We start from the raw sequence: 15,776 nt of genomic DNA on the forward strand, positions 1-15,776 counted from the left end.
TACCCATCAATGCTTAATCTGGTAGCGCGTGCTGCGCCCGCCGCCGGGTAATTTCTCCAGACAACCTTTCGCCAGCAGTTCTGTCAGATGTCGCGTCGCCGTGGCTTTACTCACTTTCGCCACCTTCTGATACTGGCCGGCGCTGATACCTGCGTTAAATCCCTGTTCACCGCCATCCAGTAAGCGATTCAGCACGCGGGTTTGCTCCGCACTCAGCTCAGCAGCATTGTGCATTAACCAGAAGCGCGCTTTGTTTTGCGTGCGCGTGACGGTTTCCAGCGCGCGCTCAAGGCTGTCATTCAGCACATCACAAAACCACAGCAGCCAATCGGTGACGTCCATGGCGCCGCGCTGCGTCTGCTGCAGGATGCGGTAATAATCGGCACGTTGCGCCAGAATCGATGCGGACATGGCATACAAGCGGATGCTCTGGCTATCCGCCTGCGCCAGCGCCAAATCGGTCAGGGCGCGGGTGATGCGTCCATTACCGTCATCAAACGGGTGCAGCGTAACGAACCACAGATGGCACAGCGCGGCGCGCAACAGCGGGTCGAGCAGCGGATCCGCGCGGCTGTGATTAAACCACGCGATAAATTCTTCAAGCTGTGCCTCCAGCCCGGCGCGCGGCGGCGCTTCGAAATGTACCGTTGGCCGATCGATACGCCCCGAAACGACCTGCATCGGTTCATCGCCGCGCAGCGTGCCGACATTCAGTCGCTTGATGGTCCATTCGCTTGCGGGGAATAACCAGCGATGCCACTGGCATAAACGCGCCAACGTGAGTTCCTGATCGCGTTGCGTGATGGCATCCATCATCATGGTTGCCAAACCTTCGGAACGTTCGGAAACCGGGTAAGGCTGATCGAGCGAAACACCTAAACGGCGGGCAAGGGACGATCGTACCGACTGCGCGTTGACGCGCTCATCTTCAATCGCTGAGGAAGAGAGGATATTGCTGAGCAGCGTATCCAGCGTTTGTTGATCGCTGTTATCTTGCACGCTGGCGCGGCCCAGCAAGACGCCGCGCTGCTGCTGCAACTGGCGCAGGCGCGGCAGTAATTTCTCATCCTGCCAGCGAAACTGCGGCCAATCAGGCTGCTGCCAAATCCACATCATAAAGTCACTCCTGAATCGCGTGAGCTGAATAGAACGGATATTCGGCTCATATATTGAGCTGAATAATAGTCTGTAATCGGCTCATTGACCAGTAGAGCAGGCAGGCATCTGGCGCTGAGTTAATGTCGGTCACCATCAATGGCAATCCACCGGAGTTTGGTACCTTGCCATCAAGTTCCACCGCCGCGCGCCGATAGAGTGTTCAAAGGATGCACGCGCACAGGGAGTGGTTCTGAATACCGAAAAGTGTCAACTCCAGGAGCGCCATAATGGCCAAACACGCATCACCCAAGAAAACAATGAGCACCCGCACGCAGATGCTGCTGACGGGCGCCTTAACCATCACACTCGGCTTTGCCGTAACCATCGGCGTGCTGAGCTGGCAATCCAGTAACGAACAAAAGTCACTGGCCGAAAGCTATCTGCAGCAGATTGCACAAAGCCAGGCGCTGCAAATTCAGCATGAACTTAGCTACGCGCGCGATGTGGCGCATAACCTCGGCCACAGCTTGATCGCATTGCCAGCGGCGGGCATTCAGGACCGTAAAGTTGCTGATAAGCTGATGGAATCGGCGCTGCGCGATAATCCCGATTACCTGTCGATCTCGGTGATCTTCGAAGAGAACGCCTTCGACGGACGTGACGCGGAGTTCGCCACCCAAGCCAATGCGGCACCGAAAGGTCGCTACGCCTTCTTCGTCGATCGCGATCAAACCGGCAATTTTAACCTGCATCCGCTGACCTCGATCTTCACGCCAGGTCAGGGCGATTACTATCTGCTGCCGCAAAAAAGTCAGAAAGATATGCTGATTGAGCCTTACAGCTACGCCTACAACGGCGTGCCGACGCTGCTGACTTCGGTAGCGGCGCCGATTGTGAGCCAGGGCAAACTGTGGGGCGTGGTGACGTCCGATATTTCGCTGGCGTCGCTGCAGGAGAAGGTCAACAAAATCAAACCGTGGGATGGCAGCGGCTATGCGATGCTGCTCTCAAGCGCGGGTAATGTGGTTTCCTATCCGGATAAAAGCCAGACCAGCAAGCCGTGGAAAGGTGATACCCATAACTTCAGCAGCAGCGTGATGGAACATCATGATGCGTTGCTGGGTGAAGATGCGCTGGTAACCTGGCAGCCGGTGGTGATTGGTAACAGCGATCAGAAATGGTATCTCGGCGTGGTTGCGCCGGTCAGCCAGGTGATGGCGGCGGCGCATCGTCAACTGATTAACGCGGTGATCCTGATGATCATCAGCATTCTGGTGGTATGTACGCTGCTTGGCATGCTGTTCAGCCGCAAAGTGTTGAAGCCGATTGGTGGCGAACCGCTGGAAGCCGCGACCATCGCGCTGGCCGTCGCCGATGGCAAACTCGATAACGTCATCACGTTGAAAGGGCGCGATAACAGCAGCTTGTTCTATGCGTTGCATACCATGCAAAACCAGCTGCGCGATATCGTGGGACAGATTCAGGATGCCAGTTCGTCGGTGCGTCAGGGCGCGGGTGAAATCGCCAGCGGCAACCTTAATCTCGCCTCGCGTACCGAGCAGCAAGCTGCCGCCCTAGAGCAAACCGCCGCCAGCATGGAGCAGATCACTGCTACGGTGAAACACAACGCCACCAACGCGCATCAGGCGACAACGCTCACCGACAACGCCACGCACATTGCCAGCCGTGGTGAAACGCTGGTGGGCGAAGTGGTGCAAACCATGGCGCAAATTGACGACAGCGCGAAGAAAATTGGCGACATCACCGCCATCATCAATAGCATCGCCTTCCAGACCAATATTTTGGCGCTGAACGCCGCAGTAGAAGCGGCGCGTGCCGGAGAACAAGGACGCGGCTTTGCCGTGGTGGCGTCGGAAGTCCGTAATCTGGCCCAACGCAGCGCCAATGCGGTGAAAGATATCGGCGCGCTGATTGAAGAATCCACGCAGCGCGTCGGCAGCGGCGTGCAGCTGGTGCAGGATGCGGGCAAGACCATGCAGGAGATGACGCAGGCGGTGAATTCGGTGCGCACCATTATCGGTGAAATCGTGATCGCTTCCGATGAGCAGGCGCGCGGCATCAGTCAGGTGACCATCGCGGTGAACGAGATGGACAGCACCACGCAGCAGAACGCCGCGCTGGTGCAAGAGATGTCTGCCGCCGCCAGTTCGTTGGAAGATCAGGCCTCGCAGCTGGCGAACACCGTTGGGCGTTTCCAGCTGAGTTAATCGAGCCTCAGCTAAGAACGTGCTGAGCGTGGCACGCCGTTTTTCTCTGAATAACGGCTGCCTATCCACCAGGTGATCAGCGCCGCCAGGGCGATCGCGCCAAGCACGGCAAACGCACTGCGATAGGAATAGGCTGCGGCAATGTTTCCCGCCAACGCGGGACTCATTGCCGCGCCGACGCCCTGCATGAGCATGATAAAACCCTGACCGGCATTGGTATGTCCGCTGCCCTCAAGCACCTTCACGATATAACCCGGCACCGCCACGCCCAGCAGACCCGCCGCTACGCCATCTAGAATCTGTACCGGAATCATGAAATAAGCGCCGTCAAAAGCGGAGGCAATCAACGCACGTAATGGCAGCACCAGCAGCGCCGCCGTGATCAGCACGGGGTAGCCAAAACGCGGTGCGTGACGTGCAGCATACAGCGCCATGGGAATCATCACACATTGTGAAATAACCACCGTGGCGGCAGCATAAAGTCCGGGGCTGATGGCTGAATTGTGCGCTGCCGCCACCCGCAGGCTCAGCATAGGTAACAGCGCGGCATTGCCAAGATGGAAGAGTAACAGCGTGACTCCCGTGATAATGACGGCAGGATTACGGGCAATCTGATAAAGACGTGGGACGTTGCTGGCCGATTCGCTGCCAGAAAGCCCGCGCGCGGCAAGGTTATCGATGTCGTTATGACGAATAGCCAGCACGGCTGCACCTGCGCACAGCGCCATCGTCGTCATGAGTACAAACACCGCACCCGTTCCCCACAACCACACTGAAGCACCCGCAATAATGGCGGCTGTCATATTTCCGCCGTGGTTGAAGGCTTCATTTCTCCCCATTTGATGGCTAAATCCTTGCGGACCGGCCAGGCCAAGGGTAATACCCGTCAACATCGGCGCGATGAGCGCGGCGGAAAGGCCAGTCACAATCTGCGATAAAACCACGATCCATCCCTGATGGAAATACCACAGCAGCAAGGTGGATAGGGTGATCAGGAGTGAACCGATGAGCAGCAACGATCGTTTATGGCGAGTAGCGTCTGTGGCTAAACCCGCCGGCAGAGTGGCAACCAGCCCTGCAAGGCCACCGGCGGTCATCACCCAGCCAATATCTCCTGCATTCCAGTGGCGTTCTGTCAGAAATATGCCGAGAAAAGGCCCAAGACCATCTCGTACGTCAGCCATAAAAAAGTTAACCAGACACAGAGCCTGAAGCGAACGTAGTGGCATAGAAATCCTTAGCAAGTAATCGGAACGGGACGAACGTAATCATGGCAGGAAAACGGCAATTTTCCTGCCGTGATGGGCGTTAATTATGTTGCCGGGTACCAAACCGCTGCCGATACTGGCCGGGCGTGACGCCGGTGAGCTTGCGGAAAATTTTGCGGAAAGCGGAAGGGTCGCTGTAGCCGATCTCCCAGGCGATCTGATCGACCGAACGATTACTCAGCTCCAGCGCGTCGCGCGCTTTCATAATGCGTACCTGCTGCAAATAATCCGTTGGCCGCAGGCCGGTCGCTTTCTGGAAATGGCGCAGAAAAGTACGTGGCGTCATGCTTGCCAGCGCCGACATGCTCTCAATGCTGTGATGCTCGGCAACATGGGCATGAAGATGATGCTGCGCGCGCAGAATCTGGCTATCGCCGTGATCGAAATTGGGGATAAATGCCGAATAGGTGCTTTGCTCGCGTCGCGGCGGGTCGATCAGTAAAAAGCGTGAGGTCGCCAGCATGGTGCCGGTGCCGAGCACTTTTTCGATCAGCGTTAAACCCAAATCGGTCCACGCCAAAATCCCACCGGCGGTAATAATGTCGCCATCGTCAATCACCATATTTTCCACCGCGACGTCTACCGCAGGAAAACGCTCCGACAGCGTCTGCGCAAAGGCCCAGTGCGTGGTGGCGCGACGGTGATCGATTAGTCCGGTTTCGGCCAGCACAAAGGCACCGGCGCACACCGAACAGAGCGTTACGCCTGCGTCATAAAGCTCACTCATCCAGTCGGCGGGCACCTTCATGGGCACCATTTTCGCTGGCACCACCAGACTTGGCGGCGCAATCACGTGGCTCAGGCGATGTGCTGTATCGGGATGGCTATCCCAGACGCAAACCATATGATCGCTGTGCGCATCGATCTGCCAATGTGAGACACGAATCGTCCGCTTGCGCTCTTCACCCGATATATTCTCGGCCCATTCCGCAGCAATCCTGAACATATCGGTTAAGCCATATATCGCCGCGAGTTGGCAATCGGGATAGATCACCAAGCCAATCTCCGCGACAACGCTGTTTTCATCAGTTTTTATCATTTGTCAGTTACGGCCCTTAATGTGTCATATTTGACAATATTAGCCGCTGCCGCTTTCCATAACAATAAGCCCATCGAACGCAGACAATCACATACAGAGGACTTACTCATGAGCAACGGCATCATCACCACCCAAGACGGCACCAAAATCTTTTACAAAGACTGGGGCCCAAAAAACGCCCAACCGGTAGTGTTTCATCACGGCTGGCCGTTAAGCGCCGATGACTGGGATAACCAAATGTTGTTCTTCCTGGCACAAGGTTATCGCGTTATCGCCCACGACCGTCGCGGCCACGGACGTTCCGACCAAACCGATAGCGGCAATGATATGACCACATACGCCGCTGACGTGGCAGAACTGGCCAAAGCGCTGGACCTGCGCAACGCCATCCATATCGGTCACTCAACCGGTGGCGGTGAAGTGGCGCGTTATGTGGCGCATGCCGAAAAAGGTCGCGTGGCGAAAGCGGTGTTGATGGGCGCCGTGCCACCAATCATGTTGCAAACCGCCGCCAATCCAGAAGGTTTGCCGAAAGAGGTGTTTGATGGTTTCCGCTCGGCGCTGGCCGCTAACCGCGCGCAGTTCTTTATCGATGTGCCAGCGGGGCCGTTCTACGGTTTTAACCGTCCGGGTGCGAAAGCGAGCCAGGGCTTGATCGATAACTGGTGGCGTCAGGGCATGGCGGGCGGCGCTAAGGCGCAGTACGACTGTATCGGTGCGTTCTCGGAAACCGATTTTACCGAAGATTTAAAAGCGATCACCGTGCCAGTATTGGTGCTGCATGGGGAAGACGATCAGGTGGTGCCGATTAATGATTCGGCGCATAAGGCGATTAAGCTGCTGAAACAGGGCACGCTGAAAACCTACCCAGGCTTGTCGCACGGTATGTTCGCGACGCATCCTGAGCAGATTAATCCTGATTTGTTGGCGTTTGCGAAAGCGTAAATTACTGAGTTCACGAATCGTAGCGGCGCAATTATTTGCGCGATAAATCGCGCAGCTACGAAATATTCAATATTTTATTCGTTATTTTCCGTCATTTTGCGGTAAGCGGCGGGTGTAATGCCTGTCACCCGGCTGAACGCCCGCCGCATCACGTCAGCGCCGGAAAATCCGCACTGCAATGCCAGCGTTTTAGCGGGCAGCGATTTTTGTTCCAGCAGCTGTTTTGCTTTCGCCACGCGCTCGCGCTCCAGCCATTGTCCCGGCGTCATCCCCAATTCATTGCGGAACAATCGCGTCAGATGCCTTTCACTGATCGCCATATGTTCGGCCATCATCACCACGGTTTTAACTTCCGCCAGATGCGAAATCACCCAACGCTGTAACTCCTGCAACGCCGAACGGCCGCTCAACGACGCGCTGTCGCTGCGCATAAAATGCGTCTGATTGACCGGACGACGGAAAAACATCACCAAATGCGCGGCAATCTCAATCGCGACTTCACGCCCAAGATCCTCTTCCACCAGGCGCAGCGCCAGATCCAGCCCAGACGTGACCCCCGCGGCGGTACGCACTCGCCCATCTGCAACGCACAACGCATCGGCATCTACGGTGATCAACGGATAGCGTGAAGCCAGCAAAGCGGCGCTTTCCCAGTGCGTGGTGACGCGTTTTCCGGCCAGCAATCCGGTGCGCGCCAGCAGCAACGCGCCGCTGCACACCGAGCCGAAACGCTGGCTGCGCTGGCATAAACCGCTCAGCGCATGCAGCAGGTTGTCATCGGCAGCAAAATTTTCTATGCCCGGCGCGCCGGCGATCAGAAAGGTGTGCGGCGCATAGTTCTGCGTTTCAGCCAGCTGCATATCGGCGCTCAGCCGCACGCCGGATGATGCGTGAATCTCACCGCCCTCAACCGCGATAATGCGTGGCGTGTAAATCTGGCGCTGCAGCAGACGGTTGGCTTCGGCAAACACATCCAGCGGGCCGGAAACGTCGAGTAACTGCACGCCCGGCACCGCCAGAATCGCTATTTCATGACGCATTCATTTCCTCATGTCGCAAAACATCACAATGTCTTTAATCGTCTGTATTGGGTGCTTTAAGACTTTTAGCCTGCGCTCTATGGTTGAAAAAGACAACCAACAGGAGAGAAAAAATGAGCGTGAACATTACCGGCATCCGCATCCCGGACAGCAAAATGGCCCGTGAAGCGACAGAGTTTGTGCGCGATACCGAATCAGAGTTGCTGTTTAACCACTCCAGCCGCGTCTTTTACTGGGGCGCGCTAGCGGGGCAGCAGCGTGGAGTTAACGTCGATCGCGAGCTGCTGTATATCGGCTGCATGTTCCATGACATCGGCCTGACGCACGAACACTGCAGCTGCGATAAGCGTTTTGAAGTAGATAGCGCCAATGCCGCGCGGGCATTTTTGCAGGGCTACGGCATCGCCAGCAGCGATATCGACAAAGTGTGGACCGCGATTGCACTGCACACCACGCCGGGAATCCCGGAGTTTATGGCACCAGAAATAGCGCTGGTTACCGTTGGCGTGGAGATGGACGTGCTGGGCATCGGTTATGAAAAGTTCGCGGAAGAGGAGATTGTCGCCGTGACGGCGAACTATCCGCGCCCGGCGGCGTTCAAGGAGGCGATCATTCAGGCCTTTTACGATGGCATCCGGCATAAACCGGATACCACCTTTGGCAATGTAAAAGGTGATGTGATTAAGGATAAAGAGCCGGATTTCTCACCGCTCAATTTCTGTCGCGTTATCCGTCAGTCTCGCTGGCCGGGCTGAGTGAGGTTTTCGCCCGGCTGTTCGCAGCCGGGAAACCCTGCTTAGCACGCAGCGCAATTCCCAACGCGACCAACAGCAATAGCAGAATCGCCCACGGAAAAGATTGGGAGCCGACATGTTCCAGCAACATTCCGCCGGTCAAACCGCCGAGGGCGATAGCGCTGTTCCAGGTGACGACATTCATGGAGAGCGCGACATCGGCATATTCGCCGGCGGCATCTGCCAGAGCCGTTTGCAGCAGCGTCGCGGCACCGCCGAAGGTGAGTCCCCAAACGGCTATGCCCGCATAGATCACGGCGGGTGTTGGCGTACTCAGACCAAAAATCACCGACACCGCAGCAAAGATGGAGAGTGACAGCAGCACCGCTTTGCGCAGATGCGTATCAATGATCTTACCGGTGATGAATATTCCCCCCAATGCCGCCATACCAAAGATCAGCAGCACCACATCCACGCGATGCGCCAGACCGGCTGAAGCAAGGAACGGTGCAATGTAGGTATAGAGAATGTTATGCGCCAGCATCCAGGTCAGCACCACACCCAGCACGGCACCTACGCCGGGGAGGCGTAACACTGCGCCGAGCGGCATTTTTTGCGTAGCAGATTGGCCGGGATAGTTCGGCACGGCCAGCAAAATCCAGCCGATAAGAATGAGAGAGAGACCCGACATGGCGGCAAATGTCAGACGCCATCCCAGCAACGAACCCATCCATGTGCCTGCCGGAACACCGAGTGAAAGAGCGATGGGCGTGCCCACCATGGCGAGCGCCAATGCGCGTCCCTGCAGCGATGGAACCACCATTCTTCGCGCATAGCTCGCAATCAGACTCCACGCCAAACCGGCTGACGCACCAGCAAAAAATCGCGCTATTAAGATGATGACAACGTCAGAAGAGACGGCGGTAAGAGTGTTAAATAGCAGAAATCCACACACTGTGCTCAGCAGCACAACCCGGCGCGACCAGCTTCGGGTCAGCAATGTGAGCGGAATCGCGGCCAGTAGCGAACCGGCTGCATAGGCGGTAACCCATTGACCGGCCAGCGAGGGGGAAATATTAAGCCCCTGACTGATTTGTGGCAGCAATCCGGCGGGTATGGTTTCAGTCAGGATGCAGATAAAACCTGCCATTGCGAGCGCCAAAAGCGCCAGGATTGGCAGCCGTTGGGCTTCTTCGTGCTTAAACGTTGAATTCATTATTTAGCCTGCTCTTGATTTGCAACAGCGCCGCGAAGCGCCATGGATATATGTATCGATCGGTATTTATATTGCGGAGGCAAGCTGTGCGTTGTCAATGAATTCTGTATCGATTAGTATAAATGGCGGAGGATGTGATGATGAGAACAGGCAGACCAAGACAATTTGACCGGGATGAAGCGGTGATCAAAGCGATGCACCTTTTCTGGCAAAACGGCTATGAATCAACCTCGCTGACGCAGCTCAAAGCCTCGATAGGCAAAGGCATCACCGCGCCAAGCTTCTACGCCGCGTTTGGATCGAAAGAGGCACTCTTTGCTGAAGCCGTGAACTGTTATTTGCAAACCCATGCTCAGGTCACGGAAGCTTTGTGGGATACCCGCGTGCCCGCTCGGCAGGCGCTGGAAACCGCGCTGCTCAACTCCGCCAGAATGCAGTACGATCCTGCGCATCCGCGTGGATGCATGGTTGCGCTAAGCGTGATGTCTTCCTGTTCTGAGGAAAATCGCCACGTGCTTAAACCGCTTGAAGCATCGCGCATGCGCACCCGTGAAGGGATAAAGCATTGCGTTGAAAGAGGGATTGGCAGCGGTGAGTTGCGGGATGAGGAGGAGACGCTTTCGCTGGCGGTCAGCTTCAACAGTTTTATGCTGGGGATCTCAACCCTGGCGCGCGATGACGTTCCTCTCCACGAGGTTGAGCGCGGAATCGCGCAGATGATGAGATTGTGGGATGCCTCGCGGGCAATCCCACAATCTTAAGGGCGTCACGGTTTACGCTGCAGCGTAATGCGGGTCAACTCTGAGGGGCGGCCCAAACGCACCGCCATGCCAGGCCAGAGCGCGGTACCATTGTTGACGTAGAGCTGCATGCCGTCGACCTGATACAAACCCGACACGAAGCCCGCGTTGGGTTTGGCAAACAGGCGATCAAAGCCAATAATTAGCCCGCCGTGCGTGTGGCCGGACAGCTGCAAATCGATTTTTTTCAGCGCATTTTGCCGGGCGTTGCGCGGCTGGTGGTCGAGCAAGATCACCGGAGCGTTTTCCGGCGCACCGGCCAGCGCTAGTTCCAAATCGGGGCCAACTGCGCCACGTCGTGCTGCTGACGTATCCGGCATGCCGGCGATCACCAGCTCGGCGTTATCGCGCTTAATCACCGTATGGCGATTGAGTAACGGCTCCAGACCTAGCGACGCCAGATGTGCGGTCCAGCGCTCCTGCTCAAAGAAATATTCGTGATTGCCGGTGATGGCGAAAACGCCATCGCGGGCGTGTAATCCGCGCAGCGGTTCGACGTCCGCACGACGGTTCTGCAGCGTGCCGTCAATCACATCTCCGGTGACCAGAATCAAGTCAACGTCCAGCGTCATGGCTTTTTGCACCAGCGCGCGCGTCCATTTCTCATTAAAAAGTTTGGTGATGTGCATGTCCGTTAACTGCAACAGTTGATAGCCTTCGAATTCGCGCGGAAGGTTGTCGATCTCAATGGTCACATCTTTGATGGGCGGAACGCGGATAGCCTGATAAACGCCAACCGTGGCAAGAATCAAGGCAAACGCCGCCGCCACATAACGCACCGCGGGCACGATTTCGAACGGATGGCGGAACAACAGTGAAACCAGCGCCACTATATCAATCACAAACTGCGTCAGCGCGAGGAATAAAACGGCGCTGAAACCCCAGTTGAACAGGATGACGATGGCGCGCGGCATTTCCGGCGAAAACATGCTGCCAGAGGTAAAACGGCTCACCAGCAGATATTGCGAAGCCAGCAACACCAGCAGAGAAAGGATGATTTTTAACAGCAAGGGCATGGCTAACGGGAACAAAAATCGGGCGATCACATACCAGCTGGGTATGCTGAAAATCAGATGGAACATCATTCACTTCCCTGGTCTAAGAGCGCTGATTTAGCGCAAAAATTTATCCGCAAAGAACATTACTGACCGCCCTGTTGATAAAACCGCATCATCGAGTGATGCCTTCAGCCAGCGTGGCCATCAGCAATGCCCGACGAGATTCGAGTTCACTAATTTGGCGTTCAATATGCGCCAGTCGCTTATATTGCACAGCCTGAGTTTCCGGGCAAAATGCTGCCCCTTCGATCATGCGCATACAATCCGGAAAAGAGCAGATTTCGGCAATGCTGAAACCGGTATTGATGAGCCGTTGAATCTGGCGCACCTGGGTTATCGCCTGTGGCGGGAAAAAACGGTATCCATTGCAGGCACGTGTTGAAGTGAGCAGATGATGGCGATCGTAATGACGAATGGCGCGCACGCTCACGCCTGTCTCTCTTGCCAGCTCTCCAATTGATAACTGCATAAGTGACTCCCCATAAAGCGGCTTGACTCTGACATCAGTGTCAGGGTTCAGGATAGCCGGGAATCATTCATTTAAGGAGATTTTTTATGCTGTTACTTTTTAAACGCACACTTTTTAGCGTCGTTCTCATGCTCTTTTCTGCCACGCTGTTCGCCGCTGAGAAGCAGTACACCATTACCGCGCCAGATGGCGTGAAGCTGGCAGTACAGGAATCAGGTAATCCTAATGGTTTACCTATTGTGTTTATTCATGGTTTGCTTGGCAGCCACTTAAACTGGGAAAAACAGATCAGTGATGCGCAGTTACAGCAACGTTATCGGCTGATTACATACGATATGCGTGGGCACGGTTTATCCGACAAGCCTGAACAAGAATCAGCTTACCGGGATGGGAAACGCTGGGCCGACGATCTCCGCGCAGTAATTAATCAAAGCCATGCAAATAAGCCGTTATTAGTCGGATGGTCATTGGGCGGGGCGGTGATCACCAACTATCTGGCGGCCTATGGTGACGGTAATATCAGTGGCGCTATCTACGTCGACGGCGTGGTAGAGCTCAATCCCACGTTGATTCCGGCGCATGACGTATATGGCGCAATGACGGCAAGTGATTTGAAAACACATCTGGATGGCGAGCGGGCCTTTCTGCAGCTGTGTTTTTACCAGCAACCGGACCGCACCACCTTTGAACGCCTGCTGGCCAACGCCGCGCTGGCTGCGTGGCCCATGCAAAGAGCGGTGCCCACCATGACCATTGCATTAGAAAAAGGAGTAAAAAATGTGCGTGTGCCGCTGCTGTTCATCTACGGTGAGCATGATGCATTGGTGAACCCTGCTGCATCTCTCGCCAGAGTAAAGCGTATCAATTCGCGCATTCAGACACAGATGTTTGCCGATTCTGGCCATGCGCCATTTATCGAAGAACCTGCGCGTTTTAATCGAACACTGGCAACTTTTGCTTCAGCTTTATAAAGTCTCAGGGCCGCCATCTTCGGCGGCCCTTATCCCGCGTTCACCACGGAGGATGCATGCAACGCCAGCAGCTGTTCGACTACATCAATCAGCACTATCAGGTAGAACCCGATTATCCGTGGAAAAAGCACAGTGAGTATGCAGTGCTGCGTCATCCGCGGCACCGCAAATGGTTTGCGCTGGTGTTCCCGCTGGAGAGTCACAAACTCGGTTTACCGGATAGGCCGGTAATTGATGTGATGAACATCAAAGCGCGACCTGAACTGATTGGGTCGCTGCGCCAGTTGCCCGGCGTTTATCCGGCTTACCACATGAACAAAGAGCATTGGCTGAGCATCACGCTGGAGAACGGCTTGCCGGATAGCGAGATTCTGGCGCTGCTGGATGACAGCTTCAGTCTGACGTTTTAGCGCCCGAGCGGCGCGCAGGCATCATGCGCATTAACGTATTGTCTTTGAACAGATAATGGTGCGCCAGCGCGGCCACGGCATGAATGCCGATCAGCCAGTATCCGTAAGGCGCGAGGGTTTCATGCCAGTCCGCAATCATGTCGGCGAAATCCGGATCCGGATCGCCACTCACCGGCATCGGAATGCCAAAAATCCACCAGGTGCGGCCCATATAGAAGCGCGACAAAATGCCCAGCGTGGGTAAGACAATGAAAAACACATAGATCGCCAGATGCATCAGATGCGCCAGGCCGGTTTGCCAGTGCGGCGGCCTAGGCAAAATCGCCGGGCTGCGATGGCGAAAACGCAGCAGGATGCGTGACAGCATAATCACCAGCACACAACTTCCTGCGCTGAAGTGACCAATAATCATGGCAAAGCCTTGCCACGAACCGCGCGTCGCCAGTCCACGAAATTCCATGGTGCAATACGCAGTGACGACCAACAGGAAGGTCAACCAGTGAAGAAAAATCTGCGATGGGGCGTATTTATTGCTCATTTTTAATCCGTAAAAAGGCCTGGCGGGACGGTTACTTTAATGGAAAATGCGCTGAATGAATTCATTATTTGACACATCAGCAACAGCGTTTTTACCTTTCCGCTTCTGTTGCCACCAACAATTGACTCAGCAAGGTTTTCAGCTGCGCTTGCTGCGCTGCATCCAGCGTTTCCAGCAGGCTATTTTGCGTTTGCGTGTGTACCAGCAGGGCTTGCTCGATCTTCGCTAATCCTTCTTCAGTCAGCGCCACCAGCATGCTGCGCTTATCGTCGGGATCGGCAACGCGCACAATCGACCCCACATCTTCCAGCCGATTGAGGCGATTGGTCATCGCGCCCGATGTCACCAGCAATGACTTATACAGCTGGGTCGGCGACAAGCGATAGGGCGCACCCGCGCGCCGCAGCGTCGCCAGCACATCAAATTCGCCATCGCGAAATCCGAACGGTGCCAGCGCTTCAGCGCGCGTTTTCGCCAGATGTTTCATGATGCGCAGCATGCGACCAAATACCGCCATCGACGATGCATCCAGCTCCGGCATCGCGCTGGCCCACTGTTCAACTACAAAATCGACGTGATCGGTCAAATTGATTTCTCCTGATGCTGTTGTTGCCTGTTTGCACAATCCGTAGCGGCGCGATTCATCGCGCAATAAATTGCGCCGCTACGGATTGTGCGGTGATTAATATTCGCCATCTCATCCCCATTTGTTGCTTTGTGCGCATGGGCTGTTGCTGCTGCGAAAAGTATCTTAACGTTAAGGTACTTTTAATGAGCATGGAGATGCAAAGTGAATCGTACTTTACCTGCGGTTGGGATGTTTGCCTTACTGGTTTTTGTTATCGCACTGAATTTGCGGCCGATGATGGCGGCGATGGGTCCGCTGTTTCCATTACTGCAGCGTGATGCACAGCTCAGCGCCACGCAGCTTAGCCTGCTGACCACGTTGCCGGTCATCATGATGGGATTGGCGGCGCTGGCCGGGCCGCTGCTGTTGCGCCGGCTTGGCGAAGTGCGCGGTATCGTTGCCGGATTGCTGTTGCTGGCGCTGGCGAGCGTCGCGCGTGGGTTCGACCAATCTGCCACAGCGTTGATTACCAGCGCGCTGGTGGCGGGTTGCGGTATCGGATTGATTCAGGCCTTAATGCCAGCGCAGATCAAACGTCACTTTGGTGCAAAAGCAGGCACGCTGATGGCGCTGTTCACCACCGGGATTATGGCGGGCGCAGCGATTGCTGCCGCCAGCGCCGCACCATTGGCGAAATCGCAAGGTTTAGCGTTAACGCTGGCAATTCCTGTTGTCCCCGCAATCATCGCGCTGTTGCTGTGGTTGACGTTTTCACGCGGCGTAACGCCAATGCAAAGCAGCCAGGCTCCACGCACTGCACGCTCACCGCGTGCCTGGTTGTTGATGATCTTCTTTGGCATTGGCACCGGCGCGTACACGTTGGTGCTGGCGTGGCTGCCGCCATTTTACATGCAGCACGGCTGGCAACCTGAACAAAGTGGCTATGTGCTGGGCGCGCTCACGCTGACGGAAGTTGCCGCGGGTTTTGTGCTGTCGGCGTTGATCCATCGCTTCCGCAATCGTCGCCGTCCGTTGCTGGTGGTGTTAACTTTGATTCTGCTGGGCTTGATCAGTCTGCTGTGGCTTGGCGGGGCGCAGGCGTGGCTGCCTACATTGCTGCTCGGATTAGGCATTGGCGCGCTGTTCCCGCTCTCGCTGATCGTCACGCTCGATCACGCGCGCACGCCGGAAGAAGCGGGCGCATTGCTGTCCTTCGTGCAGGGCGGCGGTTATTTGCTGGCGGCGTTGATGCCGCTGATCGCTGGCATCGTGCGTGACCGCGCCGCCTCGCTCGATAGCGCGTGGATAATCATGAGCGTGGGCATTGTGTTGCTGATGGTGATGGCGCTGCGGTTTAAAACGCAGCGATAAACGCACGGCACAGAATGTGATAA

General features: G+C 55.8%; 16 protein-coding genes. 7 read left to right on the forward strand and 9 right to left on the reverse strand.

The genetic code is table 11. From position 1 onward, the window contains the following. Positions 1-6 precede the first annotated feature (6 nt). Positions 7-1,116: a Fic family protein gene (locus tag PO881_RS22760; RefSeq protein ID WP_280173072.1), complete on the reverse strand. Its 1,110-nt coding sequence runs from the start codon at positions 1,114-1,116 to the stop codon at positions 7-9. A gap of 269 nt (positions 1,117-1,385) precedes the next feature. On the opposite strand from PO881_RS22760, the gene PO881_RS22765 reads away from it, so the two are divergent. After that, positions 1,386-3,326, forward strand: coding sequence for a methyl-accepting chemotaxis protein (locus tag PO881_RS22765; RefSeq protein WP_110866973.1), 1,941 nt, complete (start codon positions 1,386-1,388; stop codon positions 3,324-3,326). A gap of 11 nt (positions 3,327-3,337) precedes the next feature. Here the strand turns inward: PO881_RS22765 and PO881_RS22770 are convergent, their stop codons facing one another. Both PO881_RS22770 and PO881_RS22775 read right to left on the reverse strand, forming a co-directional pair. Next, positions 3,338-4,555: an MFS transporter gene (locus PO881_RS22770; protein WP_280173073.1), complete on the reverse strand. Its 1,218-nt coding sequence runs from the start codon at positions 4,553-4,555 to the stop codon at positions 3,338-3,340. A 79-nt stretch (positions 4,556-4,634) separates the two neighbouring features. Beyond that, complete coding sequence (locus tag PO881_RS22775; RefSeq protein WP_280173074.1) at positions 4,635-5,633, reverse strand: GlxA family transcriptional regulator; 999 nt, start codon at positions 5,631-5,633, stop codon at positions 4,635-4,637. A gap of 108 nt (positions 5,634-5,741) precedes the next feature. On the opposite strand from PO881_RS22775, the gene PO881_RS22780 reads away from it, so the two are divergent. Then, positions 5,742-6,578 (forward strand): alpha/beta hydrolase, encoded by an 837-nt coding sequence (locus PO881_RS22780; protein ID WP_280173075.1) that lies wholly within the window; start codon positions 5,742-5,744, stop codon positions 6,576-6,578. A gap of 74 nt (positions 6,579-6,652) precedes the next feature. On the opposite strand, the gene PO881_RS22785 is transcribed toward PO881_RS22780, so the two are convergent. Then, positions 6,653-7,618, reverse strand: a complete 966-nt coding sequence (locus tag PO881_RS22785; RefSeq protein WP_280173076.1) for a helix-turn-helix domain-containing protein — start codon at positions 7,616-7,618, stop codon at positions 6,653-6,655. A 113-nt stretch (positions 7,619-7,731) separates the two neighbouring features. On the opposite strand from PO881_RS22785, the gene PO881_RS22790 reads away from it, so the two are divergent. Further along, positions 7,732-8,373: an HD domain-containing protein gene (locus PO881_RS22790; protein ID WP_277975312.1), complete on the forward strand. Its 642-nt coding sequence runs from the start codon at positions 7,732-7,734 to the stop codon at positions 8,371-8,373. Here the strand turns inward: PO881_RS22790 and PO881_RS22795 are convergent. Continuing rightward, positions 8,345-9,568, reverse strand: a complete 1,224-nt coding sequence (locus PO881_RS22795) for an MFS transporter (protein WP_280173077.1) — start codon at positions 9,566-9,568, stop codon at positions 8,345-8,347. The genes PO881_RS22790 and PO881_RS22795 overlap by 29 nt on opposite strands. Before the next feature lie 137 nt (positions 9,569-9,705). Between PO881_RS22795 and PO881_RS22800 the strand changes: the two genes are divergently transcribed. Further along, entirely contained in the window at positions 9,706-10,329 is a 624-nt protein-coding gene (locus PO881_RS22800) for a TetR/AcrR family transcriptional regulator (protein ID WP_280173311.1), read from the forward strand. Between the two features lie 5 nt (positions 10,330-10,334). On the opposite strand, the gene PO881_RS22805 is transcribed toward PO881_RS22800, so the two are convergent. Together PO881_RS22805 and PO881_RS22810 are read right to left on the reverse strand one after the other, a co-directional pair. Next, complete coding sequence (locus tag PO881_RS22805; protein ID WP_280173312.1) at positions 10,335-11,450, reverse strand: metallophosphoesterase; 1,116 nt, start codon at positions 11,448-11,450, stop codon at positions 10,335-10,337. 88 nt (positions 11,451-11,538) lie between these two features. Further along, positions 11,539-11,895: a MerR family transcriptional regulator gene (locus PO881_RS22810; RefSeq protein WP_280173078.1), complete on the reverse strand. Its 357-nt coding sequence runs from the start codon at positions 11,893-11,895 to the stop codon at positions 11,539-11,541. 86 nt (positions 11,896-11,981) lie between these two features. On the opposite strand from PO881_RS22810, the gene PO881_RS22815 reads away from it, so the two are divergent. Further along, on the forward strand, positions 11,982-12,866 hold the full coding sequence (locus tag PO881_RS22815) for an alpha/beta hydrolase (RefSeq protein ID WP_280173079.1): 885 nt from the start codon (positions 11,982-11,984) through the stop codon (positions 12,864-12,866). Between the two features lie 56 nt (positions 12,867-12,922). Then, the gene (locus tag PO881_RS22820) at positions 12,923-13,276 is read left to right on the forward strand and encodes an MmcQ/YjbR family DNA-binding protein (protein ID WP_280173080.1); all 354 of its coding nucleotides are present in this window, start codon (positions 12,923-12,925) and stop codon (positions 13,274-13,276) included. Here PO881_RS22820 and cybB read toward each other — a convergent pair. Together cybB and PO881_RS22830 are read right to left on the reverse strand one after the other, a co-directional pair. Next, positions 13,260-13,814, reverse strand: coding sequence for a cytochrome b561 (gene cybB, locus PO881_RS22825; protein WP_280173081.1), 555 nt, complete (start codon positions 13,812-13,814; stop codon positions 13,260-13,262). The two genes, PO881_RS22820 and cybB, sit on opposite strands and share 17 nt — an antisense overlap. Before the next feature lie 91 nt (positions 13,815-13,905). After that, on the reverse strand, positions 13,906-14,400 hold the full coding sequence (locus tag PO881_RS22830) for a MarR family transcriptional regulator (RefSeq protein ID WP_217548100.1): 495 nt from the start codon (positions 14,398-14,400) through the stop codon (positions 13,906-13,908). A 204-nt stretch (positions 14,401-14,604) separates the two neighbouring features. On the opposite strand from PO881_RS22830, the gene PO881_RS22835 reads away from it, so the two are divergent. Then, positions 14,605-15,753, forward strand: a complete 1,149-nt coding sequence (locus tag PO881_RS22835; protein ID WP_280173082.1) for an MFS transporter — start codon at positions 14,605-14,607, stop codon at positions 15,751-15,753. Positions 15,754-15,776: the final 23 nt, after the last annotated feature.

It is taken from the genome of Pantoea sp. SS70, assembly GCF_029866845.1.
In the GTDB taxonomy this organism is placed as follows: domain Bacteria; phylum Pseudomonadota; class Gammaproteobacteria; order Enterobacterales; family Enterobacteriaceae; genus Pantoea; species Pantoea leporis.

Coding starts and splice junctions, on each gene's coding strand:
- PO881_RS22775 (WP_280173074.1), bottom strand. CDS start 5,633: ATGATAAAAACTGATGAAAACAGCGTTGTCGCGGAGATTGGCTTGGTG.
- PO881_RS22780 (WP_280173075.1), top strand. CDS start 5,742: ATGAGCAACGGCATCATCACCACCCAAGACGGCACCAAAATCTTTTAC.
- PO881_RS22765 (WP_110866973.1), top strand. CDS start 1,386: ATGGCCAAACACGCATCACCCAAGAAAACAATGAGCACCCGCACGCAG.
- PO881_RS22760 (WP_280173072.1), bottom strand. CDS start 1,116: ATGATGTGGATTTGGCAGCAGCCTGATTGGCCGCAGTTTCGCTGGCAG.
- PO881_RS22805 (WP_280173312.1), bottom strand. CDS start 11,450: ATGTTCCATCTGATTTTCAGCATACCCAGCTGGTATGTGATCGCCCGA.
- PO881_RS22770 (WP_280173073.1), bottom strand. CDS start 4,555: ATGCCACTACGTTCGCTTCAGGCTCTGTGTCTGGTTAACTTTTTTATG.
- PO881_RS22790 (WP_277975312.1), top strand. CDS start 7,732: ATGAGCGTGAACATTACCGGCATCCGCATCCCGGACAGCAAAATGGCC.
- PO881_RS22820 (WP_280173080.1), top strand. CDS start 12,923: ATGCAACGCCAGCAGCTGTTCGACTACATCAATCAGCACTATCAGGTA.
- PO881_RS22795 (WP_280173077.1), bottom strand. CDS start 9,568: ATGAATTCAACGTTTAAGCACGAAGAAGCCCAACGGCTGCCAATCCTG.
- PO881_RS22800 (WP_280173311.1), top strand. CDS start 9,706: ATGATGAGAACAGGCAGACCAAGACAATTTGACCGGGATGAAGCGGTG.
- PO881_RS22810 (WP_280173078.1), bottom strand. CDS start 11,895: ATGCAGTTATCAATTGGAGAGCTGGCAAGAGAGACAGGCGTGAGCGTG.
- cybB (WP_280173081.1), bottom strand. CDS start 13,814: ATGAGCAATAAATACGCCCCATCGCAGATTTTTCTTCACTGGTTGACC.
- PO881_RS22815 (WP_280173079.1), top strand. CDS start 11,982: ATGCTGTTACTTTTTAAACGCACACTTTTTAGCGTCGTTCTCATGCTC.
- PO881_RS22785 (WP_280173076.1), bottom strand. CDS start 7,618: ATGCGTCATGAAATAGCGATTCTGGCGGTGCCGGGCGTGCAGTTACTC.